The 26,453-nt window shown below is 71.0% G+C and carries 25 protein-coding genes; 9 read left to right on the top strand and 16 right to left on the bottom strand.

What is annotated here, in order from left to right; all coding sequences use genetic code 11:
* Positions 1-38 precede the first annotated feature (38 nt).
* Together pth and IF28_RS0108720 are read left to right on the top strand one after the other, a co-directional pair.
* A complete protein-coding gene (gene pth, locus IF28_RS0108725; protein WP_030216269.1) occupies positions 39-653 on the top strand; it encodes an aminoacyl-tRNA hydrolase in 615 nt (204 codons plus the stop codon).
* 79 nt (positions 654-732) lie between these two features.
* Positions 733-1,218 carry a hypothetical protein gene (locus IF28_RS0108720; protein ID WP_030216268.1) on the top strand — a complete coding sequence of 162 codons (486 nt, stop codon included), beginning with the start codon at positions 733-735 and terminating at the stop codon, positions 1,216-1,218.
* A 74-nt stretch (positions 1,219-1,292) separates the two neighbouring features.
* Here IF28_RS0108720 and ppc read toward each other — a convergent pair whose 3' ends face one another.
* Positions 1,293-4,034 (bottom strand): phosphoenolpyruvate carboxylase, encoded by a 2,742-nt coding sequence (gene ppc / locus IF28_RS0108715; protein WP_030216266.1) that lies wholly within the window; start codon positions 4,032-4,034, stop codon positions 1,293-1,295.
* 291 nt (positions 4,035-4,325) lie between these two features.
* On the opposite strand from ppc, the gene IF28_RS0108710 reads away from it, so the two are divergent.
* Positions 4,326-5,339, top strand: a complete 1,014-nt coding sequence (locus IF28_RS0108710) for an acyl-CoA desaturase (RefSeq protein WP_030216265.1) — start codon at positions 4,326-4,328, stop codon at positions 5,337-5,339.
* Positions 5,336-6,013 carry a TetR/AcrR family transcriptional regulator gene (locus tag IF28_RS0108705; RefSeq protein ID WP_030216263.1) on the top strand — a complete coding sequence of 226 codons (678 nt, stop codon included), beginning with the start codon at positions 5,336-5,338 and terminating at the stop codon, positions 6,011-6,013. The genes IF28_RS0108710 and IF28_RS0108705 overlap by 4 nt, the downstream gene beginning before the upstream one ends.
* On the opposite strand, the gene IF28_RS0108700 is transcribed toward IF28_RS0108705, so the two are convergent.
* Both IF28_RS0108700 and IF28_RS0108695 read right to left on the bottom strand, forming a co-directional pair.
* Positions 6,010-6,369, bottom strand: a complete 360-nt coding sequence (locus IF28_RS0108700; protein WP_030216261.1) for a VOC family protein — start codon at positions 6,367-6,369, stop codon at positions 6,010-6,012. The two genes, IF28_RS0108705 and IF28_RS0108700, sit on opposite strands and share 4 nt — an antisense overlap.
* Entirely contained in the window at positions 6,369-7,172 is an 804-nt protein-coding gene (locus IF28_RS0108695) for a trans-aconitate 2-methyltransferase (RefSeq protein ID WP_030216260.1), read from the bottom strand. Before IF28_RS0108695 ends, IF28_RS0108700 begins: the two co-directional genes overlap by 1 nt.
* A gap of 117 nt (positions 7,173-7,289) precedes the next feature.
* Here IF28_RS0108695 and tamR point away from each other — a divergent pair, with 117 nt between their 5' ends.
* Complete coding sequence (gene tamR / locus IF28_RS0108690) at positions 7,290-7,787, top strand: MarR family transcriptional regulator TamR (protein ID WP_030216259.1); 498 nt, start codon at positions 7,290-7,292, stop codon at positions 7,785-7,787.
* Here the strand turns inward: tamR and IF28_RS0108685 are convergent.
* Positions 7,746-8,513 (bottom strand): response regulator transcription factor, encoded by a 768-nt coding sequence (locus tag IF28_RS0108685; protein WP_030216258.1) that lies wholly within the window; start codon positions 8,511-8,513, stop codon positions 7,746-7,748. The genes tamR and IF28_RS0108685 overlap by 42 nt on opposite strands.
* A 277-nt stretch (positions 8,514-8,790) precedes the next feature.
* Between IF28_RS0108685 and IF28_RS0108680 the strand changes: the two genes are divergently transcribed.
* On the top strand, positions 8,791-9,246 hold the full coding sequence (locus IF28_RS0108680) for a GNAT family N-acetyltransferase (protein WP_030216255.1): 456 nt from the start codon (positions 8,791-8,793) through the stop codon (positions 9,244-9,246).
* Between the two features lie 3 nt (positions 9,247-9,249).
* On the opposite strand, the gene galK is transcribed toward IF28_RS0108680, so the two are convergent.
* Genes galK through galT form a run of 3 tightly spaced genes read right to left on the bottom strand, consistent with a single transcriptional unit; the run spans position 9,250 to position 12,468 of the window.
* The gene (gene galK / locus IF28_RS0108675; RefSeq protein WP_030216254.1) at positions 9,250-10,410 is read right to left on the bottom strand and encodes a galactokinase; all 1,161 of its coding nucleotides are present in this window, start codon (positions 10,408-10,410) and stop codon (positions 9,250-9,252) included.
* A 28-nt stretch (positions 10,411-10,438) separates the two neighbouring features.
* Entirely contained in the window at positions 10,439-11,410 is a 972-nt protein-coding gene (gene galE, locus IF28_RS0108670) for a UDP-glucose 4-epimerase GalE (protein WP_030216253.1), read from the bottom strand.
* Positions 11,407-12,468 carry a galactose-1-phosphate uridylyltransferase gene (gene galT / locus IF28_RS0108665; protein WP_030216252.1) on the bottom strand — a complete coding sequence of 354 codons (1,062 nt, stop codon included), beginning with the start codon at positions 12,466-12,468 and terminating at the stop codon, positions 11,407-11,409. The genes galE and galT overlap by 4 nt, the downstream gene beginning before the upstream one ends.
* Positions 12,469-12,645: 177 nt before the next feature.
* Here galT and IF28_RS0108660 point away from each other — a divergent pair, with 177 nt between their 5' ends.
* Positions 12,646-14,325: a sodium:solute symporter family protein gene (locus tag IF28_RS0108660; protein ID WP_030216250.1), complete on the top strand. Its 1,680-nt coding sequence runs from the start codon at positions 12,646-12,648 to the stop codon at positions 14,323-14,325.
* Between the two features lie 21 nt (positions 14,326-14,346).
* Entirely contained in the window at positions 14,347-14,658 is a 312-nt protein-coding gene (locus IF28_RS0108655; RefSeq protein WP_030216249.1) for a hypothetical protein, read from the top strand.
* A gap of 210 nt (positions 14,659-14,868) precedes the next feature.
* Here IF28_RS0108655 and IF28_RS0108650 read toward each other — a convergent pair whose 3' ends face one another.
* From IF28_RS0108650 to IF28_RS0108635, 4 genes are all read right to left on the bottom strand, one after another.
* Complete coding sequence (locus tag IF28_RS0108650; RefSeq protein ID WP_030216248.1) at positions 14,869-15,546, bottom strand: helix-turn-helix transcriptional regulator; 678 nt, start codon at positions 15,544-15,546, stop codon at positions 14,869-14,871.
* Between the two features lie 206 nt (positions 15,547-15,752).
* Positions 15,753-17,606: a PQQ-binding-like beta-propeller repeat protein gene (locus IF28_RS0108645; protein ID WP_078620957.1), complete on the bottom strand. Its 1,854-nt coding sequence runs from the start codon at positions 17,604-17,606 to the stop codon at positions 15,753-15,755.
* A gap of 81 nt (positions 17,607-17,687) precedes the next feature.
* Positions 17,688-19,406 carry a PQQ-binding-like beta-propeller repeat protein gene (locus IF28_RS0108640; RefSeq protein ID WP_030216246.1) on the bottom strand — a complete coding sequence of 573 codons (1,719 nt, stop codon included), beginning with the start codon at positions 19,404-19,406 and terminating at the stop codon, positions 17,688-17,690.
* Between the two features lie 233 nt (positions 19,407-19,639).
* On the bottom strand, positions 19,640-21,454 hold the full coding sequence (locus IF28_RS0108635) for an ABC-F family ATP-binding cassette domain-containing protein (protein ID WP_030216245.1): 1,815 nt from the start codon (positions 21,452-21,454) through the stop codon (positions 19,640-19,642).
* A 144-nt stretch (positions 21,455-21,598) separates the two neighbouring features.
* Here IF28_RS0108635 and IF28_RS0108630 point away from each other — a divergent pair, with 144 nt between their 5' ends.
* Positions 21,599-22,204 (top strand): Uma2 family endonuclease, encoded by a 606-nt coding sequence (locus tag IF28_RS0108630; protein ID WP_030216244.1) that lies wholly within the window; start codon positions 21,599-21,601, stop codon positions 22,202-22,204.
* Positions 22,205-22,215: 11 nt separating this feature from the next.
* Here the strand turns inward: IF28_RS0108630 and IF28_RS0108625 are convergent, their stop codons facing one another.
* From IF28_RS0108625 to rsmI, 5 genes are all read right to left on the bottom strand, one after another.
* Entirely contained in the window at positions 22,216-23,109 is an 894-nt protein-coding gene (locus IF28_RS0108625; RefSeq protein WP_030216243.1) for a 4-(cytidine 5'-diphospho)-2-C-methyl-D-erythritol kinase, read from the bottom strand.
* Positions 23,106-23,987, bottom strand: coding sequence for a 16S rRNA (adenine(1518)-N(6)/adenine(1519)-N(6))-dimethyltransferase RsmA (gene rsmA, locus IF28_RS0108620; protein WP_030216242.1), 882 nt, complete (start codon positions 23,985-23,987; stop codon positions 23,106-23,108). The genes IF28_RS0108625 and rsmA overlap by 4 nt, the downstream gene beginning before the upstream one ends.
* A gap of 34 nt (positions 23,988-24,021) precedes the next feature.
* On the bottom strand, positions 24,022-24,912 hold the full coding sequence (locus IF28_RS0108615; RefSeq protein WP_030216240.1) for a TatD family hydrolase: 891 nt from the start codon (positions 24,910-24,912) through the stop codon (positions 24,022-24,024).
* Between the two features lie 10 nt (positions 24,913-24,922).
* Positions 24,923-25,276 carry a hypothetical protein gene (locus IF28_RS0108610; RefSeq protein ID WP_030216238.1) on the bottom strand — a complete coding sequence of 118 codons (354 nt, stop codon included), beginning with the start codon at positions 25,274-25,276 and terminating at the stop codon, positions 24,923-24,925.
* 251 nt (positions 25,277-25,527) lie between these two features.
* Positions 25,528-26,388, bottom strand: a complete 861-nt coding sequence (gene rsmI / locus IF28_RS0108605) for a 16S rRNA (cytidine(1402)-2'-O)-methyltransferase (RefSeq protein ID WP_030216236.1) — start codon at positions 26,386-26,388, stop codon at positions 25,528-25,530.
* Positions 26,389-26,453: the final 65 nt, after the last annotated feature.

Genomic DNA, 26,453 nt, shown 5'->3' with positions numbered 1-26,453 from the left:
TATGAAGGCGCGTACACAGGCGCGCGGGAAAAGGAGACATGGACGTGACGACGGATGCGGCGGCCGGTGCGGCGGGTCCCTGGCTGATCGTGGGGCTGGGGAATCCGGGGCCGGAGTACGCGATGAACCGCCACAACGTGGGGTTCATGGTGGCGGATCTGCTGGCGGAGCGGATCGGGGGCCGGTTCAAGCGGGCGGGCCGGGCGCAGGCGCAGGTCGTGGAGGGGCGGATCGGTCCGCCGGGGCCGGCCAATCGGCGGGTGATCCTGGCGAAGCCGATGTCGTACATGAATCTGTCGGGTGGTCCGGTGAACGCGCTGCGGGAGTTCTACAAGGTGCCTGCGGCGAACGTGGTGGCGGTCCATGACGAGCTGGACATCGACTACGGGACGCTGCGGCTGAAGCTGGGCGGCGGGGACAACGGTCACAACGGGCTGAAGTCGCTGACGCAGGCGTTCGGGCGGGAGTACCACCGGGCGCGGTTCGGGATCGGGCGGCCGCCGGGGCGGATGCAGGTGGCGGACTTCGTGCTGAAGGACTTCTCGTCGGCGGAGCGCAAGGAACTGGACTACCTCGTGGACCGGGCGGCGGACGCGGTGGAGTGTCTGGTGATCGAGGGGCTGGAGCGGGCGCAGGGGACGTACAACTCGTGACGGGGTGACGGGCGGGCTTGTCCGGTGTCGCGCCCACCGGAGTTGACCGACCGCGAGGTCATGGCCAAGGATCTCGGCCATGTCTCGCGCTGCCCGCTCCTCCCGTGGCTCCTCCGCCCTGCGGTTCGGCAGGTTCGCGTCGATGGGCACGGTCGCCGTGCTGATCCTGATCGCGGGTGTGTGGGCGTCGTGGGGTACGGCGCAGCACGCGATGCTGACGAAGGGGCGCGAGCGCGGCACGGTGGCGGTGACGGCGTGCGGCGCGACGACGTGCACGGGGCCGTACACACCGCTGTCGCCTGGGTCGCAGCCGCGTCCGGAGGTCGAGCTGGAGAACTCGGTGGCCGTGGAGAAGGGCGGCACCTACACGGTGGTGCTGAAGCCGGGCGGTACGGACGCGGTCCGTTCGGGTCCCGCCGGAATTCTGTACGCGTGGGTTCCGCTGGGCGGCGCGCTGCTGCTGGCGTCGGTCGTGGTGGCCGGGGGGCTGCTGCGGACCCGGATGGCGTGGGTGATGGCGGTGGCGGGTGCGGCGCTGCTGACGGCGGCTTTCGTGGCCGCATGAGCGGCCGTACGAGATGACGAAGGGTGCCCCCGGCCGTACGAGGCCGGGGGCACCCTTCGTCGTCGGCGGCGGCGTCAGCCGGTGTTCCGCAGACCGGCCGCGACTCCGTTGACGGTGAGCAGCAGGGCGCGGGCGAGCAGCGGGTCGGGCTGCTCCTCGGCCTCGGCGGCGTCGCGCTGGCGCTTGAGGAGGGCCACCTGGAGGTAGGAGATCGGGTCCAGGTAGGCGTCACGGATGGTGAACGTCTGCTTCAGCACCGGGTCGGCGTCGAGGAGTTCACTCTCGCCGGTGACGCGCAGCACCTCGGCGACGGTGAGCTCGTGCTCGGCCTTGATGGCGTCGAAGACGTGCTTGAGGTGGTCGGGGACGAGGGTGTCGACGTAGTGCTGGGCGATGCGCAGGTCCGTCTTGGCGAGGGTCATCTCGACGTTGGAGACGAAGTTGCGGAAGAAGTGCCACTGCTGGTGCATCTCGTCGAGCACGGTGTCGAGGCCGGCCTCGCGCAGCGCCTTGAGGCCGGAGCCGACGCCGTACCAGCCGGGGACGATCTGCCGGGACTGGGTCCAGCCGAACACCCACGGGATGGCGCGCAGTCCGTCGAGCGAGACGCCGGAGCCGGGGCGGCGGGAGGGCCGCGAGCCCAGGTGCAGGTCGGCGAGCTGGTCGACGGGGGTGGAGGCCAGGAAGTACGTCGGCAGGTCCGGGTCCTCGACGAGCTTCCGGTAGGCCGTGTGGGCGGCGTCGGAGACGACGTCCATGGCGGCGTCCCAGCGGGCGAGGGCCTCGACGGACTGGCGGGGCGCCGTGTGCAGGGCGGACGCCTGGAGGGTAGCGGCGACGGACAGTTCGAGGTTCTCGCGGGCGAGCGCCGGGATGAGGTACTTGTCGGAGATGACCTCGCCCTGCTCGGTGACCTTGATCTCGCCTTCGAGGGTGCCCCAGGGCTGGGCCAGGATGGCGTCGTGGGTGGGGCCGCCGCCGCGGCCGACGGTGCCGCCGCGGCCGTGGAAGAGCCGCAGCCGTACGCCGTAGCGGTGGGCGACGTCGCGCAGCCGCCGCTGGGCGCGGTGGATCTCCCACTGGCTGGTGGTGATGCCGCCGAACTTGGAGGAGTCGGAGTAGCCGAGCATGACCTCCTGGACGTCGCCGCGCAGGGCGACGAGGCGCCGGTAGGAGGGGTCGGCGAGCATGTCCTCGAGGATGGTGTCGGCGGCCTTGAGCTCGTCCGTCGTCTCCAGGAGGGGCACGATGCCGATCTTCGCCCAGCCTGCGTGCAGATCGACGAGTCCGGCCTCACGGGCGAGGACGGTGGCGGCGAAGACGTCGTCGGCGCCCTGGCACATGGAGATGATGTACGACTCGATCACCTCGGGTCCGAAGACCTCCAGGGCCCGCTTGACGGTCTGGAACACACCGAGGGTCTTCTCCCCGGCGGCGTCCACGGGCGCCGGGGTGGGGGCGAGCGGACGGCGTGACCTGAGCTCCTTGGCGAGCAGCTTGGCCCGGTACTCGCGCGGCATGTCCGCGTAGCGCCAGGACTCCTCGCCGAGCCGGTCGAACAGCTGGCCGAGGGCGTGGTGGTGGGCGTCGGCGTGTTCGCGTACGTCCATGGTGGCGAGCTGGAGGCCGAAGGCGGCGAGCGTGCGGATCGTACGGGCGAGGCGGCCGTCGGCGAAGAGGCCGCCGCGGTGTTCGCGCAGGGAGGCCTGGACGATCCGCAGGTCGTCGAGGAGCTGGGCGGTGCCGAGGTAGTCGCGGCCGCTCTCGTGGGCGGTGCCCTTGGCGAGGCGGAGCTTGGTGTTCTCCAGCTTCTGCCGGATGCAGGTGGCCTTGAGCCGGTAGGGCTCCTCGGCGTTGAGGCGCTTGTAGCGGGGGCTGATCTCGGGGAGGGCCTCGATGTCGGCCCGCAGGGAGGTGAGCAGTTCGTCGGTGGCGCCCGCGTAGCGGATGGAGTTGGAGAGGAAGCCGCGCAGTTCGTCGATCATCTCCAGGGCGTCGTTGATGCCGTGCTCGTGCTGGAGGATGAGGACGTCCCAGGTCACCTGGGGTGTGACGTTGGGGTTGCCGTCGCGGTCGCCGCCGATCCAGGTGCCGAAGGTGAGGGGGCGGGTGTCGTCGGGGAGGTGGACGCCGACGCGCTCCAGTTCCGCGGTGAGGTCCTCCAGTACGTCGCCGACGGCGCCGGCGTGGAGTTCGTCGAGGTAGTAGATGGCGTTGCGGGCCTCGTCGGCGGGCTCGGGGCGGACCACGCGCAGTTCGTCGGTCTGCCAGACGAGGTCGATGTTCTCGGCGAGCCGGGTGTCGAGGCGGCGCCGGTCGGAGGCGATGACCGGGGTGTCGAGGAGGGCTGCGATCCGGCGGAGCTTGTTGAGGACGGAGCGGCGGGCGGCCTCGGTGGGGTGCGCGGTGAACACGGGCCGGATGTTGAGGTTCCGGACGGTCTCGCGCAGATGCTCGGGGTCGGCGTCCTTGAGGCGGTCGGCGGTGCGGGAGAGCAGTCCGCCCTCGGCTGCGCGGCGGGCGCCCAGCTCACGGCCGCGGTGCACCTGCTCGGTGACGTTGGCGAGGTGGAAGTAGGTGGAGAAGGCGCGGACCAGCTTGGCCGCGGTCTCCAGTTCGGTGCCCCGCAGCAGCTCGGCGGCGGCCTCGCCGTCCTCTCGGGTGAGTCGGCGGACCTTCTCGACGAGGTCGAGCAGTTCCGGGCCCTCCTGCCGTACCAGGGTCTCGCCCAGGAGGTCACCCAGTCGGCGGATGTCGGCACGCAGCTCGCTGCTCGTGGTCGCCGTGGATACGGCCTGGTCGTCGGCACTGCTCACAGGTGCGGCTCCTTGCGGTGTTGAAGCTCGTCTGGGAGGGAACCCGGACGGCTGTCCGCGCGGCGTGCGCCGCTTACGGGCCGGACGTCCGGGAAGAAATCAGAGCGGACCGCGCTGTCCGACCGACTTCAAGGATAGGTGTCGACCCGGACGCGCTGGCTCACGGGCTCTTGCCGCCGGGCGACGCACTGTCATACTTACGTTGCCGTAGGTTACGGAAGCGTAGGTATACAGTGCGTTTCCGGCGGCCCGGCACCCACCCTCATTCCACATACCCCACAGGGGACACGCATGACCTCACGCTCCGATGTGCTCGATGAAGCCCCGAAGCAGCCCCGGTCCGACGACACCGCGTCCTCCGCCACGCTGGGCGGCGAGCGCAAGCGCTCCATCGAGCAGATCACGCTGCTCCTCTTCATCATCGTCCCGTTCCTGGCGCTGGTGGCGGCGGTGCCACTGGTCTGGGGGTGGGGGGTGAGCTGGCTGGACCTGGGGCTGCTGGTGTTCTTCTACTACCTCGGCTGCCACGGCATCACGATCGGCTTCCACCGCCACTTCACGCACGGCTCGTTCAAGGCGAAGCGGCCGCTGAAGATCGCGCTGGCGGTCGCCGGGTCGATGGCGGTCGAGGGGCCGCTGGTGCGGTGGGTGGCGGACCACCGCAAGCACCACAAGTTCTCCGACGCGGACGGCGACCCGCATTCGCCGTGGCGGTACGGGGAGACGGTCCCGGCGCTCATGAAGGGCCTGTGGTGGGCGCACATCGGCTGGATGTTCGACGAGGAGCAGACCTCACAGGAGAAGTACGCGCCGGATCTGATCAAGGACGGGGCGCTGCGGGCGATCTCCCGGCAGTTCGTCCTGTGGACGGCGCTGTCGCTGGCGCTGCCCGCGCTGATCGGCGGTCTGGTGACCCTGTCCTGGTGGGGCGCGTTCACCGGGTTCTTCTGGGGGTCCCTCGTCCGGGTGGCGCTGCTGCACCATGTGACGTGGTCGATCAACTCGATCTGTCACGCGGTCGGCAAGCGTCCGTTCAAGTCGCGGGACCGTTCGGGCAATGTGTGGTGGCTGGCGGTCCTGTCGTGCGGTGAGTCCTGGCACAACCTGCACCACGCCGACCCGACGTCCGCGCGGCACGGTGTGGAGCGCTGGCAGCTGGACTCCTCGGCCCGGCTGATCCGCTGGTTCGAGCAGCTGGGCTGGGCGTACGACGTGCGGTGGCCGTCACGCTCGCGTATCGATTCGCGCCGTAACACCTCGGAAGGCGGCGCCCGGCGCGGGAAGGAACGCGTCGAGGCGGCATGATGGTTGCCGTGGCGACCGACTCCAGCAGCACCCCGAGCAACGAGAAACCGCGGCGCACCCGCCGTACCCGGATGACCGGTGCGGAGCGCCGGCAGCAGTTGCTGGAGATCGGCCGCACGCTGTTCGCGGCGAAGGGTTTCGAGGCCACGTCGGTGGAGGAGATCGCGGCGAAGGCGGGGGTCTCCAAGCCGGTGGTGTACGAGCACTTCGGCGGCAAGGAGGGCCTGTACGCGGTGGTGGTGGACCGTGAGATGCGGCGCCTCCTGGACATGGTGACGAGTTCGCTGACGGCCGGTCACCCGCGTGAGCTGTGCGAGCAGGCGGCGTTCGCGCTGCTCGACTACATCGAGGAGTACACGGACGGTTTCCGCATCCTGGTCCGTGACTCCCCGATCCCCCAGTCGACGGGCTCCTTCGCGTCGCTGATCTCGGACATCGCCACCCAGGTGGAGGACATCCTGGGCCGCGAGTTCAAGTCCCGCGGCTTCGACCCGAAGCTGGCCCCGCTGTACGCGCAGGCCCTCGTCGGCATGGTGGCCCTGACGGGTCAGTGGTGGCTGGACGTCCGCCGCCCGAAGAAGGCGGAGGTGGCCGCCCACCTGGTCAACCTGGCCTGGCACGGCCTGGACGGCCTGGAACCGAAGCCGCGGCTGATAGGCCACCGCAAGTCCTAGCGGGGCTCCAGGAACTCCAGTCGGTTGCCCGCCGGGTCCTCTGAGTAGAAGCGTTTGCGATCCGGGAGGGCCGTGTCCCAGGCGACCGGGGCGCCCAGAGCGGTCAGGCGGGCCGCGTAGGCCTCGATGCCGGTGACCAGCAGGCCCGGATGGGCCTTTCCCGCGGGGCGGAAGTCCGCCTCGATGCCGAGGTGGAGGCGGACGGTCCCGGCCTCGAACCAGCAGCCGCCGCGTGCCGCGAGGGCCGGGGGCTTCGGCACCTCGGCCATGCCGAGGACGTCCACGTAGTACGCGCGCAGCCGCTCCTCGGAGCCGGGTGGCGCGGCGAGCTGCACATGGTCGACGGCGGTGAGCATCACTGCTCCCGGACGGCGACGGCGAAGACGCGGCGGAAGGGGAACGGGGTGCCGTGGGGGCCGGTCGGATAGGCCGCTCGCAGGGCGGACCGGTACCCGTCGACGAACGCGTCGCGGGCCTCGGGATCGTCCGCCAGGGCCGTCAGGACGGGGCGCAGGCCGGTGCCCTTGACCCAGTCGAGGACCGGGTCCACCCCCGTGAGCAGGTGGACGTACGTCGTCTCCCACGCGTCGACCGTGCAGCCGAGGGCGGTCAAGCGCTCCAGATAGGCCTCCGGCCGGAGCACGGCGTCGTCGTGGCGCAGGACCCCGTCCAGCCGGGACCGCCAGCGCGGGGAGCCGGCGAGTTCGCGCATCAGTACGTGACTGGGGGCGCCGAAGTTCCCGGGCACCTGGAAGGCGAACGTACCGCCGGGCGCGAGCCCGTCCACCCAGTCACGGAACCGCTCCACGTGCCCCGGTACCCATTGCAGCGTGGCGTTGCTGACGATCAGGCCGTACGCCCCGTCCGGCGCCCAGGTGCGGACGTCGGCGTGGGCGAAGTCGAGCCCGCCGCCCCCGTGGTCGGCGCGGGCCCGGTCGAGCATCTCGGGCGAGTTGTCGTAGCCGGTGACGCGGGCGGCGGGCCAGCGCTCGGCGAGCAGGGCCGTGACGTTGCCGGCGCCGCAGCCGAGGTCGGCGATCCGGGGCGGGTCCCCCGGGAGGTCCGGTACGCGGGCGAGCAGGTCGGTGAAGGGCCGGGTGCGGTGCCCGGCGTGACGCAGGTACTGGGCGGGATCCCACGCGGGGGTCGCGGTGGACATGGGGCCTCCCCGATGGCGGACGGTGGACGGGTACCCACCCTCACCTCCATTCATCTCGACGTCAAGAGACTCGACATCAAGAGACTTCACATCGACACAACCACTACACTGATCGTCATGGAGGACGAGGTCGATCGGCTGGTCGCAGCATGGCGCCGGGAGCGCCCGGACCTCGACGTGGAACCGCTCGAGGTGCTCAGCCGGGTGAGCAGACTGGCCCGGCACCTGGACCGCGCACGCCGGCTCGCCTTCGCGGAGCACGGCCTGGAGTCCTGGGAGTTCGACGTCCTGACCGCGCTGCGCCGCGCGGGCACCCCGTACCAGCTCTCGCCGGGGCAGCTGCTCACGCAGACGCTGGTCACCTCGGGCACGATGACCAACCGCATCGACCGCCTCACCAAGAAGGGCCTCGTGGAGCGGCTGCCCGACCCCAGTGACCGGCGCGGTGTGCTGGTCCGGCTCACGGACGAGGGCCGCGACCGCGCCGACCAGGCACTGGCCGGGCTGCTGGCGCAGGAGCGGGCGATCCTCGCGGAACTCACCCGCGCCCAGCGTGGCGAACTGGCCGGACTGCTACGCCAGTTGACCGCCCCGTTCGACAACATCCCCGGTTAGGTCGACGGGTCCGACACCCGCCCGCCGGGCGAGGGCCACCGCGGCGAGCGTGGAGTGCACGCCCAGCTTCCCGAGAACGTTCTGCATATGGGTCCGCACGGTGTGCGGGGACAGATACAGGCGCTCGGCGACCGCCTTGCGCCCCAGTCCCGCGACCATGCACCGCAGCACCTCCCGCTCGCGCGGGGTCAGCGACTCCACGAGCCGCTCGCTCTCGGTGCGGTGCCGCCGGGCGGCGGTCAGCTCCCGCAGCACACCCGTCAGCAGCGCGGGCGGCAGATGCGTCTCGTCCCGCAGCACTCCCCGGATGACGGTGAGCAGCCGGCTCAGCGAGCAGTCCTTGGCCACCCACCCGGAGGCACCGGCCCCCAGGGCGAGCGCGGCCCGGCCGGGGTCGTCCTTCTCGGCGAGCACCACGATCCGTACCTGCGGCTGTACCGAACGGACGCCGGTGACCAGCGATATCCCGTCGACGAGCCCGTCCTCGTCACCGGCCTGCACGGGCACGGCCGGACGGCCGCCCGGCACCTTGCCGCCCAGGTCGGCGTCGACGAGCAGCACGTCGAAGCGGCGTCCCTCGACGGCCGCCCGCTCCAGACAGCGCAGCGCGGCCGGGCCGCTGCCCGCCGCGGACACGTCGACGTCGGGCTCCGCCGCCAGGGCCGCGGCCAGCGACTCGGCGAAGATGCGATGGTCGTCGACGACCAGGACTCGAATGCGAACCACGAAACCCCCTTCCCCAAGCTCCTCACAGAGCAGGGGATTACCCCATCGTCACAAGACGACACCGGCGCGGGTACGACGCCGAGGCCCCCGGTCACTTCTGTGACCGGATGTGGGACGGGCCGTCGCCGCCGCGCGACCACCGCCACCCCACCTCGGACGTCGTACCCGACTGACTCGCCCCCTGAACGGCGCCGGCCCCCACCGGCGCTGTCCAACAGGTTACGGGCGGGGGCGGGCAGCGGAAGGTTATTTGCAGAACTTGCGGCCTTCCGCGTTTATGGTGTGCCGCATGTTTCGTCTTGAGACAGAAGTCGACAACGCCCGACGTGATCTGCTCCGCAGGCGGCTGAGGGACACGAACACGGCGGCCTCGCCGGTCCTGCGCGCGCTGCGCGGAACACCGCCGGCGCGCGAATCGCCTTTGCACGTGTGGGTGTCGGATGCGAACGGCGAACTGGCCGGCGGCCTGGTCGGCCACACCTGGACCACCTGGCTGCACGTCACCTATCTCTGGGTCGACGACCGCCACCGGGGCGCGGGCCTCGGCTCCCGCCTCCTCGCGAAGGCGGAGCACCTGGCCGCCACCGAACGCGCCTGCGCGGCCTCCCGCGTGGAGACATGGGACTTCCAGGCCCCGGACTTCTACCGCCGCCGGGGCTACGAGGTGGTGTGCGTGATCCCCGACTACCCGCCGGGGATCACGGAGTACACCCTGGTCAAGCGGCTGGGCTGAGTCTCAGCGCACCCGGCGGGCCCCCGCGGAGGGCACCGCCCCGAAGACGCGGGGAGCGGTCAGCCCGGCCGCCGCGAAGGCCTCTTCGACGGCCTTGGTGACGGCGGGGACGTCCGCCTCCTCCGTCAGGACGATGGCCGAGCCGCCGAAGCCGCCGCCGGTCATCCGGGCACCGAGGGCGCCGGCGGCGACGGCGGTCTCCACCACGAGGTCGAGTTCGGGGCAGGAGACCCGGAAGTCGTCGCGCAGCGAGGCATGCCCCTCCACCAGCACCGGCCCGATGGCACGGGTGTCGCCGGACTCCAGCAGGGAGACGACCCGTTCGACGCGCTGGTCCTCCGTGACCACGTGCCGGACCAGACGGCGGATCTCCTCCTCGTCGCCCAGCCGCTCCAGCGCCGCGTCGAGTCCGTCGTACGGGACGTCCCGCAGCGCGTCCACGCCCAGCAGGGACGCGCCCTTCTCGCAGCCCGCGCGGCGCTTGCCGTACTCGCCCTCGCTGTGGCTGTGCTTGACCTGGGTGTCGACGACGAGCAGACGCATGCCCTCGGCGGCCAGGTCGAAGGGGATCTGGCGCTGGGAGAGGTCGCGGGTGTCGAGGAACAGGGCGTGGCCGGCCTCGCAGCAGGCGGACGCCGTCTGGTCCATGATGCCGACGGGGGCGCCGACGTAGACGTTCTCCGCGCGCTGGCACAGCCGGGCCAGCTGCCAGCCGCGCAGTCCGAGGCCGAACAGGTCGTTCAGGGCGAGCGCGACCACGACCTCCAGGGCGGCCGACGAGGACAGGCCCGCGCCCGCCGGTACGGAGGAGGCGAGATGGATGTCGGCGCCGGTCACCGCGTGCCCGGCCTCGCGCAGCGCCCACACCACACCGGCCGGGTAGGCGGTCCACCGCTTGTCGGACTCGGGGGTCAGGGCGTCCACGGCCAGTTCCACGACCGGGCCCTCCACGTCGGCGGAGTGCAGCCGCAGAACGCCGTCGTCGCGCCGGGTGAGAGCCGCGACGGCGGTGTGCGGCAGCGCGAACGGCATGACGAAGCCGTCGTTGTAGTCGGTGTGCTCACCGATGAGGTTGACCCGGCCCGGTGCCGCCCACACCCCGTCCGGCGCGGCCCCGTACAACTCCTCGAACCGCTCGGCGACGGCCTCGCTGGACTCGCTCATCCCCTGACCCCTGACCCTTCCTGACGTTCTAGTTGGCCTGCTCGGCGCGCTGCTGCGCGAACTCCCACGCGTCCGCGACGATCCCCGCGAGGTCGGCGCGCGACGGGTTCCAGCCCAGCTTCTCGCGGGCGGCGGCGGCCGACGCCACCAGGACCGCCGGATCGCCGCCCCGGCGGGGGGCGACGACCTCGGGGATCGGGTGGCCGGTGACCCGGCGGACCGTCTCGACGACCTCGCGGACGGAGAAGCCCTCGCCGTTGCCGAGGTTGCAGATCAGGTGCTCGCCGGGCACGGCGGCCTTCAGCGCGAGCAGATGGGCGTCGGCCAGGTCGGCGACGTGGATGTAGTCGCGTACGCAGGTGCCGTCGGGCGTCGGGTAGTCGTCGCCGTAGACGGAGATCGCCTCGCGCCGCCCCTGGGCGACCTGGAGGACGAGGGGGATGAGGTGCGACTCGGGGTCGTGACGCTCGCCGTGGTGCCCGTAGGCGCCGGCCACGTTGAAGTAGCGCAGGGAGACCGCGCCGAGGCCGTGGGCGGTCGCCTCGCCGGTGATCATGTGGTCGACGGCGAGCTTGGAGGCGCCGTACGGGCTGGTGGGCCGGGTGGGCGCGGTCTCCATGATCGGGACCTGCTCGGGTTCGCCGTACGTCGCCGCCGTGGAGGAGAACACGAGGCGGCGCACTCCGGCCTCGCGCATCGCTCCGAGCAGCGCCATGGTGCCGCCGACGTTGTTGTCCCAGTACTTCTCGGGCCTCGTCACCGACTCGCCGACCTGCGAGAAGGCGGCGAAGTGGAGCACGCCGTCGTAGGAGGCGTCCAGCCACTTGGCGGCGTCGCGGATGTCGCCCTCGATGAACCGCGCGTCCGCGGGCACGCCCGCGCGGAAGCCGGTGGAGAGGTTGTCGAGGACGACGACCTCGTGGCCGGCCTCGATCAGGTGCTGGGCGACGACACTGCCGACATATCCCGCACCCCCGGTGACCAGGTACTTCCCGCTCATGAACTCGCTACCTCCCGCAGTCGCCCGGCCGCGCGCTCCGGCGGCACGTCGTTGATGAACACGTTCATACCGGACTCGGAGCCCGCGAGGAACTTCAGCTTGCCGGGCGTACGGCGGATGGTGAAAAGCTCCAGATGGAGCGCGAAGTCGTCACGCGTGACGCCGTCGAACTCCTCCAGCGTGCCGAACGGGGCCTGGTGCCAGGCCGCGATGTACGGCGTCGCGGGCTCACCCTCCCCGAAGATCCGGTCGAAGCGCCTCAAGAGTTCCAGATACATCCGGGGAAACTCCGTGCGCGCCGCCTCGTCCAGCCCGAGCAGGTCGGGCACCCGGCGCCTCGGGTACAGGTGGACCTCGTACGGCCAGTGCGCCGCGTACGGCACGAAGGCCACCCAGTGTTCACCCTCAAGGACGATCCGCTCGTCGGCCAGTTCCCGCTCCAGCACGGCGTCGAACAGGTTCTCCCCGCCCGTCGCCTCCTTGTGTGCGGCCACTTGGCGCAGCATCAGGGCGGTGCGGGGGGTGGTGAAGGGGTAGGCGTAGATCTGCCCGTGCGGGTGCTGGAGGGTGACGCCGATCTCGGCCCCCCGGTTCTCGAAGCAGAAGACCTGTTCGACGGAGGGCAGATGCGACAGCTCGGAGGTGCGGTCGGTCCAGGCGTCGAGCACCAGTCGTGCCTGGCGCTCGGTCAGGCCGGCGAAGGAGGAGCGGTGGTCGGAGGTGAAGCAGACGACCTCGCAGCGGCCCGAGTCCCCCGCGAGCGACGGGAACCGGTTCTCGAAGACGACCACGTCGTACGACGAGTCGGGGATCTCGCTGAGCCGCTCGCCCTCGGACGGGCAGAGCGGGCACTCGTCGGCCGGCGGATGGTACGTACGCCCCTGCCGGTGGGAGGCGATCGCGACGGAGTCACCGAGCAGCACGTCGTGGCGGACCTCGGACGTGGTGACCGTGGCGTCCAGCGGACGGCGGTCGACGGCGTCGCGGACGGTGTCGTCGGCGAGGTCGTAGTAGATGAGCTCGCGACCGTCGGCCAGTCGGGTCGACGTCTTCTTCACTGCCGCTCTCCTCTGCACCCACCAATCACTCAACACAATCGAACATAACACATCACAACCCACCAGCACCCCCACCCTGATCACGATCAAACAAAGAACATCACCAGATGTGTTCACTTACTGAACACGGAGGAATGGGTTCCGCACCGGATCAGTTCGCTACCGAAGCGAGTGTGTATGCAAACCCCCACATATCTGGCGGCGGAGCTTCGACTCCCCACCAACTGGCTGGACTACACGATCCTCGGGATCTACTTCGTCGTCGTGCTGGGCATCGGCCTCGCCGCCCGCCGCTCGGTGAAGACGAGCCTCGACTTCTTCCTCTCCGGCCGCTCCCTGCCCGCCTGGGTCACCGGCCTCGCCTTCATCGCGGCCAACCTCGGTGCCACCGAGATCCTCGGCATGGCGGCCAACAGCGCGCAGTACGGCGTCTACACGACCCACTGGTACTGGATCGGCGCCATCCCCGCGATGGTCTTCCTGGGCCTGGTGATGATGCCGTTCTACTACGGCAGCAAGGTCCGCTCGGTCCCCGAGTTCCTGCTGCTGCGCTTCGACAGGGCGGCCCATCTGCTCAGCTCGATCCTCTTCGCGGCCGCCGCGATCCTCATCGCCGGCGTCAACCTGTACGCCCTCGCGATCGTCGTCGAGGCGCTTCTGGGCTGGCCGCAGTGGGTGGCGATCGTCGTCGCCGGCGCCTTCGTCCTGGCGTACATCACGCTCGGCGGCCTGTCCTCGGCGATCTACAACGAGGTGCTGCAGTTCTTCGTCATCCTCGCCGCGCTCATCCCCATCACCGTGATCGGCCTGAAGAGCGTCGGCGGCTGGGACGGGCTGTCCGACACCCTCTCCCAGTCGCACGGCGACGACTTCATGACCGCCTGGGGCGGCACCGGCATCGGCAGCGACAACCCGCTCGGCGCCAACTGGCTGACCATCGTCCTCGGCCTCGGCTTCGTCCTCTCCTTCGGCTACTGGACGACGAACTTCGCCGAGGTGCAGCGCGCCCTGTCCGCCAAGAACCTCTCGGCAGCCCAGCGCACCCCGCTCATCGCCGCGTTCCCGAAGATCTTCATCGTGTTCCTGGTGATGATCCCGGGCCTGGTCGCCGCCGTGCTGGTGCCCGCGATCGGCACGGCCGACTCCGACCTCCAGTACAACGACGCGATCCCGTACCTGATGCAGCAGTTCCTGCCCAACGGTGTGCTCGGCATCGCCGTGACCGGACTGCTGGCCGCGTTCATGGCGGGCATGGCGGCCAACGTGTCGTCCTTCAACACCGTCTTCACCACCGACATCTGGGCGAAGTACGTGGTCAGGCACCGCGAGGACGAGTACTACATCCGCTTCGGCCGGCTGATCACCGCGATCGGTGTCCTCGCCTCCATCGGTACGGCGTTCCTGGCCAGCTCCTTCTCCAACATCATGAGCTACCTCCAGACGCTGTTCTCCTTCTTCAACGTGCCGATGTTCGTGGTCTTCATCATCGGCATGTTCTGGAAGCGGGCGTCCATGAAGTCCGGCTTCTGGGGCCTGATCGCCGGCACCACCGCCGCGATGATCAACTACTTCGTCATCTACAAGCAGGGCATCATCGGCATCCCCTCCGACCAGGGCGCCAACTTCGTCTCCGCGATCGCGGGCTTCGTCGCCGGTGGGGTGGTCATGGTCGCGGTGTCCCTGTTCACCGCGCCCAAGCCCGCGCGGGAACTCCAGGGCCTGGTCTACGGGACGCGCTCCCCCGGTATGGCGGAGCCGCCCGCGAAGGGCGACGACGCGTGGTACCGGAAGCCGGCACTGCTGGGCTGGGGTGCGGTGATCCTGGCTGCCGCCTGCTACATCCCGTTCTCGTTCTGAACGCGGGAGGATTGAGGGACCATGTCCGAGCACTTTTCCGAGCGTGATCTTCAGCAGGAGGTCTCCGAGCTGGAGACCAGGTCAGCGACGGCCGCGCGGCTGTTCGACATCCGGCGGATCATCGGCGGGCTGTTCGTTCTGTACGGCGTGATCGTCACGATCGCCGGTGTCGTCGCGTCCGACGCGGACATCGACAAGGCGGAGGGGGTCAACATCAACCTCTGGACGGGGCTGGGGATGCTGATCCTGGGCCTGCTGTTCCTCCTCTGGCTGAAGCTCCGCCCGACGGCTCCGCCGCCGCCGGCTGCGGTTCCGGGGGACCGGGAGGAGTAGCCGGGGTGCCGGGTCGACGCGGGCCTGCGGCCCGGCCCCTGCGGGGCGCCCGTGCCGCTGTGGACCGGGGGGTGTTCGCGCGGCCCGGCGCTCACGGGGTGCCGTCGCGCCCACCCGTGCCGCCCCAGCGGCACGACTGCCCGCGGAGGACGGAGGGTGGAGGGGGTGGAGGGGGCGGCGCGGGTGGGCGTGCCGCGGGCGCCGTAGGCGTTACGTGCCGTGCAGGGGGCCCGCCCGGTCCAGCAGGCCCGTCCGGGCGGCCAGGGCCGCCGCTTCCAGACGGGAGCCGACGCCCAGTTTCATCAGGACCCGTTGCACATGCGTCCGCGCCGTCGACGGCGCGATGCCCATGCCCGCCGCGATCAGCCGCGTGTCCTCCCCCTCGGCCACCCGCACCAGCACCTCCACCTCCCGGGGCGTCAGCATCCGCAACAACCGCGCGCCCTCGTCATCCGGCTGCGCCGTAGGATGCAGCAGCTCCCCGAACGCCCCCTGCAGCAACCCCGGCGCGACGGCCGCCTCCCCCGCCCGCGCCTTCATGATCGCCCGCTCGACCCCCTCGATGCGCTCGTCGTGCCGCACGTACCCCGACGCCCCCGCCGCGAACGCCGCCGCGATCCCGCGGGGCGACGGCACGGGCCCCAGCACCACGACCGCCACCTGCGGCCGCTCCCGCTTGATCTTCACCACGGGATCGAACACCCCCGCCTCCGCCGGCGCCGCCGTCCCCAGCAGACACACCTCCGGCGCCCGGCTGATCACCAGATCCGCCGCCCCGGACGCCGGCGCCGCGGCCGCCAGCACCCGGTGCCCCCGCAGCTTCAACGCCGAGGCCAGCGCCTCGGCGAGCAGTCGGTGGTCGTCGACCACCATCAGCCGCACACCCATCGAACAACCAACCCCCCATAACAACGCACCCCCGGATGCCCCCGGAAGCTACACGCTTGTTCGACATCGCGCTCCCCCTACCGGCGAGAATCGCCCCGGAACCCCGAAATTCTCGCATTCGGCGGCGATGGGCCGAACACCGGCGAAAAGCCCGCGGCCCCGTCCCTGACCAGGGACGGGGCCGCGAATGGAAGCAATCCGAACGATCAACTCGTACCGAAAGCGATCACCAGGTACTCCTTGTCGTCCGAAGCCGACGTGAAGTCACTGGCATACACGTCGGACATGTACAGACCGCCGCCGGAGAAAAGGATCTCCGCGTATTCGGGGGACATCCGCGCCTCCACATCCCGCACGGTCTCCGTCGCCGGGTTCTCCAGCAGCGTCGTCTGCTTGAACGTCTTGCCGTCGATGCTGACGATCTGCCCGCCCTTGTCGTACGGCGGACGCTTGTACGCGATCACGTTGTCGCCGTCCATCCGCAGCGGGACGATCGTGTAGTCCTCGCCCGCGTCGGCACGCTGGCCGGTCTGCTTGCCGGTCGCGAGGTCGAAGGCGACGACCTCGTTGGTCTCGCTCAGCGCGCCCCCGGCGCCCTCGTGCTCCTCGGTCGCGATGTACAGCCTGTCGTTGCCGACGGTGAGCCCGGTGCACTTCTCCAGCTTGTAGATGGCGTCGCAGCGGGCCGCGAAGTCGTCGCCCGGCGCGGAGATGCGCGTACGCAGCTTGCCGGTCTTGTTGTCGATGGAGAAGAAGTCCGAGATGCCGCTGCCGTCACCGGCGGTGTCACCGACGTCGGCGGCGACGACCAGCGGGTCGCTGGAGACGACGGCCGCGTACTCGATGCCCTCGTCCATCTTGTACTCGGTGATCACCTTCCCGGTCTTCGGGTCGATGTTCTGGATGTGCAGCTGCCGCTGCTCGTACGAGCCGCACTTGCGCACCGCGACGAGCTTCTCGCCGCCGCCGTACCCGGAGTCGTAGCAGGAGTCGGACGTCTTGGGCGCCCACAGCTGCTTGCCGGTGGCGACCTCCCAGGCGGCGCCGCCGCTGGTGCTGCCGGCCGCGACGGTCCCGCCGCCGATCGTCACGTTGCTGAAGCTGATCGGCATGGTGCCGGTCTTGGCCGTCTTGGTCCACACCTCCTGGCCCGCCGCGAGGTCGATCAGCGCGACCTGGGTGCAGGACTGCGGGTTCTCCTTGGTCGGCATGGCCGGCTTGAAGGTGATCGCCGTCTTGTTGTCCTCGGTGACGTGGTTGGTGGCCTCGCACACCGGTCCGGGGAGGTCGATCGTCCACTTCTCGGTGCCCTTGGCACGGTCGTAGCCGACGATCTCGGCGATCCCGCTCTTGGCGTACACCGTGTCGGTCAGCCAGGAACCGGAGGTGGAGATGCTCGTCGTGTCCTTGGGGACCTTGGGCGCGGGCACCTGGAACAGCACCTTGGAGGCGGTGTCGGCCGGCGCCTTCTCCTTGGCCCCGGCGGAGCCGCCGCCGGTTCCTCCGCCGTCGCCGCCGTTCGTCTTGTTCTTGCCGTCGCCGCCGTCCGCGGTGTTCTTCTTTCCGTCGTCCTTGCCGGACGAGGACGCGTACCAGACACCGCCGCCGACGATCAGCGCGATGGCCACGACCGCCGAGACGATGATGGCGAGCTGGGCGTTGAACTTCTTCCCGCCACCCCCCGGCTGCGGCTGCATCGGCATGGTCGGCGGCTGCGGATACCCGTACCCGGGCTGTCCGTACGGCCCCGGCTGCTGCGGCGGGGCCGGGTACCCGTACCCGGCGGCCGGCGGCTGTCCCGGATATCCGTACCCGGCGGCCGGCGGCTGCTGCGGATACCCGTACCCGGGCCCCTGCGGAGCGACCGGCGGCTGCGGGGCGGCCGGAGTGGCCGGAGTCGCCGGGGCGGACGGAGCCTGCGGATACCCGTACCCGGGCTCCGGGGCCTTGTTGAGATCAGGCCCGCCGGGCGCGGCCGGCGGCTGCGCCGGCGGCTCCTGCGGAGGCCCGAACCCGGGCTGCTGCGGGGGCTGGTTGGGCGGCGGGGGAGGCTGAGTCATGACGTGAGTACCTCAAGAGGGGAAACGACGGGCAACGGACGGCGGAGAACGGAAGGTGGAGGAACGAAGCGAAACCGCCCCTCACTTGCCGTAGGCGAGCATCAACTTCTCCTTCGAGTCGTCGTTCCCGTTCAGCCGTGTCGTCGAGATGTAGAAGCGCCCGTCGGCCCAGTCGACCGACCTGCTGAAGAAGCCGCTCTCGATGTCCGCGACACCCTGCGGGTTCTGCATCAGCGTGACGGGCTTGTGGTCGCCACCGGCGAGGGGGACGGCCACGATCCGCCCGCCCGCGTCGTACGCCGGCTCGACGTAGGCGATGAGGTTGCCGCCCTCGGTCTTCAGCGGCTGCATGGCCTCCGCGACGGGGGACTTGACCCGCCACCGCTCCTTGCCGTTGTCGAGGCTGATGGCGACGATCTCGTTGGCGCCGGTCTTCGCGTCGGTGGGCAGGTAGAGGGTGTTCCGGTCCACGACGACGCCCTCGCAGCCCTGGAGGTCGCGGGCCATGATGGCCCAGCCGCAGCCGGGGGCGAAGTCCTCGTCGACGGTGACCTGGGAGCGCATCTCGCCGGTGGCGGTGTAGGCGGAGATGTTCCAGGTCTTCTTGTCCTCGTTGGTGCTGTAGACCACCACGGGGTCGACGGAGTAGGCGCGCTCGATGCGCCACCCCTTGTCGAACTTCCGGGTCCACTTCACCTTGCCGGTCCTCGGGTCGAGTTCCCGGAGCTCGTCGTGCTCGTTGTTGCCGCCGGCGCCGCAGGACGCGACCTGGAGCAGCCGCGCACCGCCGGCGAAGGCGGCGGGGAAGCAGGAGGTGTCGCCGTACTTCTTGGCGTCGAACAGCTTCTTGCCGCTGGTCACGTCGTACGCCGTGCCGGACTGCGAGCGGCCCACCATCAGGGTGTTGCCGGTGAGGGACATCTCGATGGAGAGCACGGAGTCGAACAGCGCGCCCTCGGCGACCTCCTGCGTCCAGCCCTTCTCGCCGGTGTTGAGATCGACGAGCTGGAGCTGGTTGCACTTGGCGCGGTCGCTGCTGCCGCTCATGTGGGCGACGACGATCTTGTCGTCGGCCGTCTTGTCCTGGGTGACCGCGCAGATCTTCTGCGGGAACTCGACGGTGTCCCAGGTGGGCTTGCCGTCGCCGACGTTGAAGGCGAGGAGCTGCTTGTAGGCGGCCTTCACGGCCGTCTTGTCGGTGACCCACATGCCGGGGGCCTCGGCGCCGGAACCGGGGGCGTCGGGCGCCTCCTTGTACCAGAGCACCTTGGACTCACCGGCCTTGCGGCCCTCGTTGAGGTCGTCCGGGTCCTCGCCGCCGTCACCGCTGCCGTCGCCCGGGTTGACCGGGGCGCCGCCGGAGGACTTGCCCGGCTTCGGGTCGTCGGTCTGCCGGGCGACGGGCTTCTTGTCGTCCTTGCCGTCGTCACCGGAGACGGCGTACACGGTGCCGCCGATCACCAGCAGCGCGGCCACGGCGGCACCGATGACCATGGCGGGCCTGCCCTTGAAGGGGTTGCGGGAGCCGGATCCGCCGGGCGGCGGTGTGCCGGGCGCCCCGGGGAACTGCGGCTGCGGGTATCCGTACCCCGGCTGCTGTCCGTACGGCCCCGGCTGCTGCGGCTGGCCGTAGGGTCCGGAGGCGTACGGTCCCGGCTGCTGCGGATAGCCGTATCCGGGCTGCGGCGACCCCGACGGGGGTGTGGGAGGCATCTGCGGCGCCCCGAAACCACCCCCCGGCGGTGGATCCTGCGGCGCTCCGAAACCACCCTGCGGCGGCTGGTTGGGCGGCTGAGTCATCAGCGCGTTCCCCCTTACTCACTGATTTTTAGCCACGCCCTGAGGTATGCGATGAACCCAGAGTCGTATTCAGACGTTTCTCAGACTGGGGCCCTTTCTATCACCCGGTCCTGACATGCCACGGGGCCGAGTCCTCCCCTGTTCCCAAGGGAGAACCGGCCCGTGATGCGCCTGTTACGCGCCTTCACGCCCCCTTCACGCCACGCGCGCTCCGTACGCGCGGGGCGGGACGGTCAGGCGTCCTCCGCCAGTTCCAGCCAGCGCAGTTCCAGTTCGTCGCGCTGTCCGGCCAATTCCCGCAGTTCGGCGTCGAGTTCGGCGACTTTCGCGAAGTCGGTGGCCTGCTCGGCGATGGCGGCGTGCAGCTTGGTCTCCTTCTCGGAGACCTTGTCGAGCTGCCGCTCGATCTTCTGGAGTTCCTTCTTGGCGGCGCGCTGGTCGGCGGCGCTCCTCTCGGGTGCCGCGGTCTGCGCCGAGGCGGCCGGCACGGAGGCCGCGGCGGCCGCGGTCTCCTCCATCCGCTTGCGCCGCTCCAGGTACTCGTCGATGCCGCGCGGCAGCATCCGCAGGGTGCCGTCGCCGAGCAGGGCGAACACCCGGTCGGTGGTGCGCTCGACGAAGAAGCGGTCGTGGGAGATGACGATCATCGAGCCGGGCCAGCCGTCGAGGACGTCCTCGAGCTGGGTGAGGGTCTCGATGTCGAGGTCGTTGGTGGGCTCGTCGAGGAAGAGGACGTTGGGCTCGTCCATCAGCAGCCGCAGCAGCTGGAGCCGCCGCCGCTCACCGCCGGACAGATCGCCGACCGGCGTCCACTGCTTGTCCTTGTTGAACCCGAAGGTCTCGCACAGCTGCCCGGCGGTCATCTCCCGCCCCTTGCCGAGGTCGACGCGCTCCCGCACCGCCTGCACGGCCTGCAGCACCCGCCAGGTGGGGTCGAGTTCGGCGACCTCCTGGGAGAGATAGGCGAGCTTGACCGTCTTGCCCACGCGGACGCTGCCGGCCGCGGGCTGCACCTCGCCGTCGCTGCGGGCCGCCTCCGCCAGCGCCCGCAGCAGGGACGTCTTCCCGGCCCCGTTGACACCGACCAGGCCGATGCGGTCGCCGGGCCCGAGCTGCCAGGTGATGTGCTGGAGCAGCACCTTGGGCCCGGCCTGGACGGTGACGTCCTCCAGGTCGAACACGGTCTTGCCCAGCCGTGAAGAGGCGAACTTCATCAGCTCGCTGCTGTCGCGCGGCGGCGGTACGTCCTTGATCAGCTCGTTGGCGGCCTCCACGCGGAAGCGCGGCTTCGACGTCCGCGCGGGGGCGCCGCGCCGCAGCCAGGCCAGCTCCTTGCGGACCAGGTTCTGCCGCTTGACCTCCTCGGTCGCGGCGATCCGCTCACGCTCCGCGCGGGCGAAGACGTAGTCGGAGTAGCCACCCTCGTACTCGTACACGTCACCGCGCTGCACGTCCCACATACGGGTGCAGACCTGGTCGAGGAACCAGCGGTCGTGGGTGACGCAGACGAGCGCGGACCGGCGGCTGCGCAGATGCTCGGCGAGCCAGGAGATGCCCTCGACGTCGAGGTGGTTCGTGGGCTCGTCGAGGACGATCAGGTCCTGCTCCTCGATGAGCAGCTTGGCGAGCGCGATCCTGCGCCGCTCGCCGCCGGACAGCGGGCCGATGACGGTGTCGAGCCCTTTGGGGAACCCGGGCAGGTCGAGGCCGCCGAACAGCCCGGTCAGTACGTCCCGGACCTTGGCGTTCCCGGCCCACTCGTGGTCGGCCAGGTCACCGATGACCTCGTGCCGGACGGTGGCGGCGGGGTCGAGGGAGTCGTGCTGGGTGAGCACCCCGATCCGCAGCCCGCCGGAGTGCGTCACCCGCCCGGTGTCGGCCTCCTCCAGCCGCGCCAGCATCCGGATGAGGGTGGTCTTCCCGTCCCCGTTGCGCCCCACGACCCCGATCCGGTCCCCCTCGGAGACGCCGAGGGAAATCCCGTCGAGCAACGCACGCGTGCCGTACACCTTGCTGACGTTCTCGACATTGACCAGATTGACGGCCATTTTTCTCCTGCCAGGTGGATCGATCAGTTTTCAAGCGTAGGGCCTGCCGGGGGGCGGCCGACGCGCGAGGCGGTAGTCACTCTTTGTGATGACGTGATCGGGAACGGGCGGCTACCGTGGAGGGCAGGCAGCAGGATCCCGTCCATGGGAGGAACCATGACCGCCGAGTCCGTAGAGCACCGCGTCCAGTGGCTGGTGCCGCCGCTGGACGGCTACACCGTGGACGACCTGTTCACACTGCCTGATCTCCCGCCGCACACCGAGCTGATCGACGGGAGCCTCGTCATCGTGAGTCCGCAGCGCAATTTCCACGCAGATGTGATCGACCTGCTGGTCAGTGGCCTGCGGCAGAGCGTGCCGAAGAAATACCGGGTGAAACGGGAGATGACCATCGTGCTGGACCGGCACAACGGGCCGGAGCCCGATGTGAGTGTGGTCTTCGCCGACGCGGTCCTCAGCCCGGACCAGACGAGCTACCAGGTCAAGGACGTACTGCTGGCCGTCGAGGTCGTCTCGCCGGAGTCGGAGTCCCGCGACCGTACGACCAAGCCGCACAAGTACGCCAACGCCGGCATCCCCCATTTCTGGCGCGTCGAGCGTGACGGAGCCGGTCACAGTCCGGTGATCCACGTGTACGAGCTGGACACGGTCAACCACGTGTACATGCATGTGGGTCTGCATCGTGACCGGATCAAGGTCGAGAGCCCCTACACGATCGACATCGACCTCACCGCCGTCACCGAACTCTGAACCCGAAGTCCTCAGATCACCGTCGCCCCCGGCACCGGACCCGACGCCGTGCGTACGGCGCGGCAGGTGCCCGAGGCCCGCAGCGCATCCGCGACGGCCTCCGCCCCCTCCGCGTCCCGCGCCAGGAACGCCGTGGTCGGCCCCGACCCCGACACCAGCGTGGCCGGCGCTCCCGCCGCGCGCCCGGCCGCCAGAGTGTCCGCGAGTTCGGGGAACAGGGACAGGGCCGCCGGCTGAAGGTCGTTGGAGACGGTGGCGGCGAGGGCGTCGGCGTCGCCCTTCGCGAGCGCGTCGATCAGTTCCCGCGAGGCCACCGGCTCCGGAATGTCCCGCCCCTCCCCCAGCCGGTCGAACTCCCGGAACACCGCCGGGGTCGACAGCCCCCGCGAGGCCATCGCGAACACCCAGTGGAAGGTTCCCCCGACCTCCAGTTCCGTCAGCTGCTCGCCCCGCCCGGTGCCGAGCGCCGCCCCGCCGACCAGGCTGAACGGCACGTCGCTGCCCAGCTCGGCGCAGATGTCGAGGAGTTCCTCGCGCGAGGCACCCGTCCCCCACAGCGCGTCGCACGCCAGCAGCGCGCCCGCGCCGTCCGCGCTGCCGCCCGCCATGCCCCCGGCGACGGGGATGTCCTTGGCGATGTGGAGGTGGACGTCCGCCTCCCGGCCGTACCGCTCGGCGAGCGCCAGGGCGGCGCGGGCGGCGAGGTTCGTACGGTCGAGGGGGACCTGACCCGCGTCGGGTCCGGTGCAGGTGATCCGGAGTTCGTCGGCCGCCGTGACGGTGACCTCGTCGTACAGACCCACCGCGAGGAAGACGTTGGCCAGGTCGTGGAAGCCGTCGGGGCGGGCCGCGCCGACCGCGAGCTGGACGTTGACCTTGGCGGGGACGCGGACGGTGACGCTCACTGCTGACCCGACTCCTTGTTCCCGGCGTGCTCGGCGATGCGCGCGAACTCCTCGACGGTGAGGGACTCCCCGCGCGCCTGCGGCGAGACACCCGCCGCGACCAGGGCGGCCTCGGCGGCGGCGGCCGACCCGGCCCAGCCGGCGAGCGCGGCCCGCAGGGTCTTGCGGCGCTGGGCGAAGGCCGCGTCGACGACGGCGAACACCTCGCGCCGGGAGGCGCTGGTCTTCAGCGGCTCGCTGCGGCGGACCAACGACACCAGCCCGCTGTCCACGTTCGGCGCCGGCCAGAAGACGTTCCGCCCGATCGCGCCGGCCCGCTTGACCTCCGCGTACCAGTTGGCCTTCACCGAGGGCACGCCGTACACCTTCGAGCCGGGTGCGGCGGCGAGCCGGTCGGCGACCTCTGCCTGCACCATGACGAGGGTGCGCTCGATGCTGGGGAAGCTCTCCAGCATGTGCAGCAGCACCGGCACGGCCACGTTGTACGGCAGGTTCGCGACCAGGGCGGTCGGGGCGGGTCCGGGCAGCTCGGTGACCCGCATCGCGTCGGAGTGGACCAGCGCGAACCGCTCCGCGCGCCCGGGCATACGGGCGGCGACGGTCGCGGGCAGCGCCGCCGCGAGGACGTCGTCGATCTCGACGGCGGTCACCCGGTCGGCGGCCTCGAGCAGCGCCAGCGTGAGCGAGCCGAGCCCCGGCCCGACCTCGACGACCACGTCGTCGGACCGGACCCCGGCGGTGCGCACGATACGGCGGACCGTGTTGGCGTCGATGACGAAGTTCTGGCCGCGCTGCTTGGTGGGCCGTACGCCGAGGGCGGCCGCCAGTTCACGGATGTCGGCGGGGCCCAGGAGGGCGTCAGGGGTGGGGCTGGTCACGGGACAAGGGTACGGGGCACCCGGACCGCGCAGGTCACGCCTGTGGATAACCGAAGGCGCGGGCCGTGTTCGCGCCGAGCGCGGCGGCCAGGGTGTCCTCGTCGACGCCCCGTACGGCCGCCATGGCACGCACGGTCACCGGCACCAGGTACGGGGCGTTCGGCCGCCCCCGGTACGGCACCGGCGTCAGGAACGGCGCGTCGGTCTCCACCAGGACCAGTTCCGGCGGGGCCACGGCGAGCGCGTCCCGCAGGTTCTGGGCGTTCTTGAAGGTGACGTTCCCGGCGAACGACATGTAGTACCCGGCACCCGCGCAGATCTCCGCCATCTCGGCGTCCCCGGAGTAGCAGTGGAAGACGGTGCGCTCGGGGGCGCCCTCCTCCTTGAGCACGCGCAGGACGTCGGCGTGGGCGTCGCGGTCGTGGATGACGAGGGTTTTGCCGTGGCGCTTGGCGATCTCGATGTGGGCGCGGAAGGACCGCTCCTGCGCCTCCTTGCCCTCCGGGCCGGTGCGGAAGTGGTCGAGTCCCGTCTCGCCGACGCCCTTGACGTGGGGCAGCGCGGCCAGCCGGTCGATCTCGGCGAGCGCCTCGTCGAGCGCCGCGTCGCCGCCGGGCCCCCGCGCGCCCTGCCGGGACCAGCCGTCGGGGTCCCCGTGCACGATCCGCGGGGCCTCGTTCGGGTGCAGGGCGACCGTCGCGTGGACGGCGTCGTACGCCGCCGCGGTCTCCGCCGCCCACCGGGACCCCTTGAGGTCGCAGCCGACCTGCACCACGGTCGTCACACCCACCGACGCGGCCTTCGCGAGGGCCTCCTCCACGGTGCCGGACTGCATGTCGAGGTGGGTGTGCGAGTCCGCGACCGGTATCCGCAGGGGGTCCGGGAGCGGCGGGGCGGCGTTCTTGCCGGGGTCGTTCGAAGGCATGCCCCCGATCCTACGGAAGCGGCGCCCGCCCCTCGGGGTCCCACGGGGCCTCGACCGGCCCGGCGGCCGGCACACGGCGGTCGCGGTGCGCGGCGTCGCGGGCGGAGGCGACCCGGCCGGGGCGCAGGATCCGTACGACGTGGCCGTCGCAGTTCTGGCACGTCGGCCGGTTCAGCGGGGAGGGCACGACCCGGCCGTCCGCCACGTACATCACGAACTCGTGGCCGTCCCCGTCGGTGTGGTGCTCTATCTCGTACGACTGCTCCCAGCCGTACCCGCAGCGCATGCAGGCGAAGGAGTACGACTCGTTGACCACGGCGGTGGCACCCGCCCTCAGCCCGCTGCGCCCCGAGATCTCAGTCATGCCGGCTCCCGTCGATCCGCTGGCGGAACGGAATCGGATCCGTCCCCTCGCTCCAGTGGACTCCTCCACGGCCGACAGCGCAGGTGGGGCAGCCGAGTATTGGCCCCGATTTGGCGGTTCCTTACCGAAACGCCCCGAGCCCTTTACCGCCCCCTGGGTGATGCGCCCCGACGGGGCGCGAGGCCCCATCGACACGCGGCTCCCGCGCGTGGGCGCGACCGGCCCGCGACGCGACCGCACCCCTCGCGGCGTTACCGGGACCCCTCACCCGCCTCGCGCTTCGCGCGCACGACCGCGTCGAACACCTGCCTCTTGGGAAGCCCCGCTTCCACGGCAACCGCCGCGATGGCCTCCTTGCGCCGCTCCCCCGCCTCCTCCCGCACCCGCACCCGCCGCACCAGCTCGGCGTCGTCGATCTCCTCGGCCCCCTTCTCCGGCGCCCCCTCGACCACCACCGTGATCTCCCCGCGCACCCCCTCCGCGGCCCACGCGGCCAGCTCGGCCAGCGGGCCCCGCTTGACCTCCTCGTACGTCTTGGTCAGCTCGCGGCAGACGGCGGCCCGCCGCTCCCCGCCGAAGACCTCGGCCATCGCGGCGAGGGTGTCGTCGAGGCGGTGCGGGGCCTCGAAGTAGACCAGGGTGCGCCGCTCCTGGGCGACCTCCCGCAGCCGCCCCAGCCGTTCGCCGGCCTTGCGGGGCAGGAACCCCTCGAAGCAGAAGCGGTCCACGGGGAGCCCGGACAGGGCGAGCGCGGTGAGTACGGCGGACGGGCCGGGCACGGCGGTGACCTTGACGTCCCGCTCGACGGCCGCCGCGACCAGCCGGTACCCGGGGTCGGACACGGACGGCATCCCGGCGTCCGTCACCAGCAGCACGCGCGCGCCGCCCGCCAGCTCCTCGACGAGTTCGGGCGTACGGGCGGTCTCGTTGCCCTCGAAGTAGGAGACCACCCGGCCCTTGGGGGTGACGCCGAGCGCCTGGGTCAGCCGGCGCAGCCGCCGTGTGTCCTCGGCGGCGACGACGTCGGCGCCCGCGAGTTCCTCGGCGAGCCGGGGCGGGGCGTCGGAGATGTCGCCGATGGGGGTGCCTGCGAGTACGAGGATTCCGGTCACTCCCCCATCCTCCCAGTACGCGAAGGAGGCGGGGCATACCGGTCATGCGCGGGACTCACACAGCC

The organism is Streptomyces sp. NRRL WC-3626 (assembly GCF_000718785.1).
Classification (GTDB): Bacteria; Actinomycetota; Actinomycetes; order Streptomycetales; family Streptomycetaceae; genus Streptomyces; species Streptomyces edwardsiae.
The sequence above is the reverse complement of the archived record's forward strand: the minus strand, read 5'-3'. Positions and strand labels throughout refer to the sequence as shown.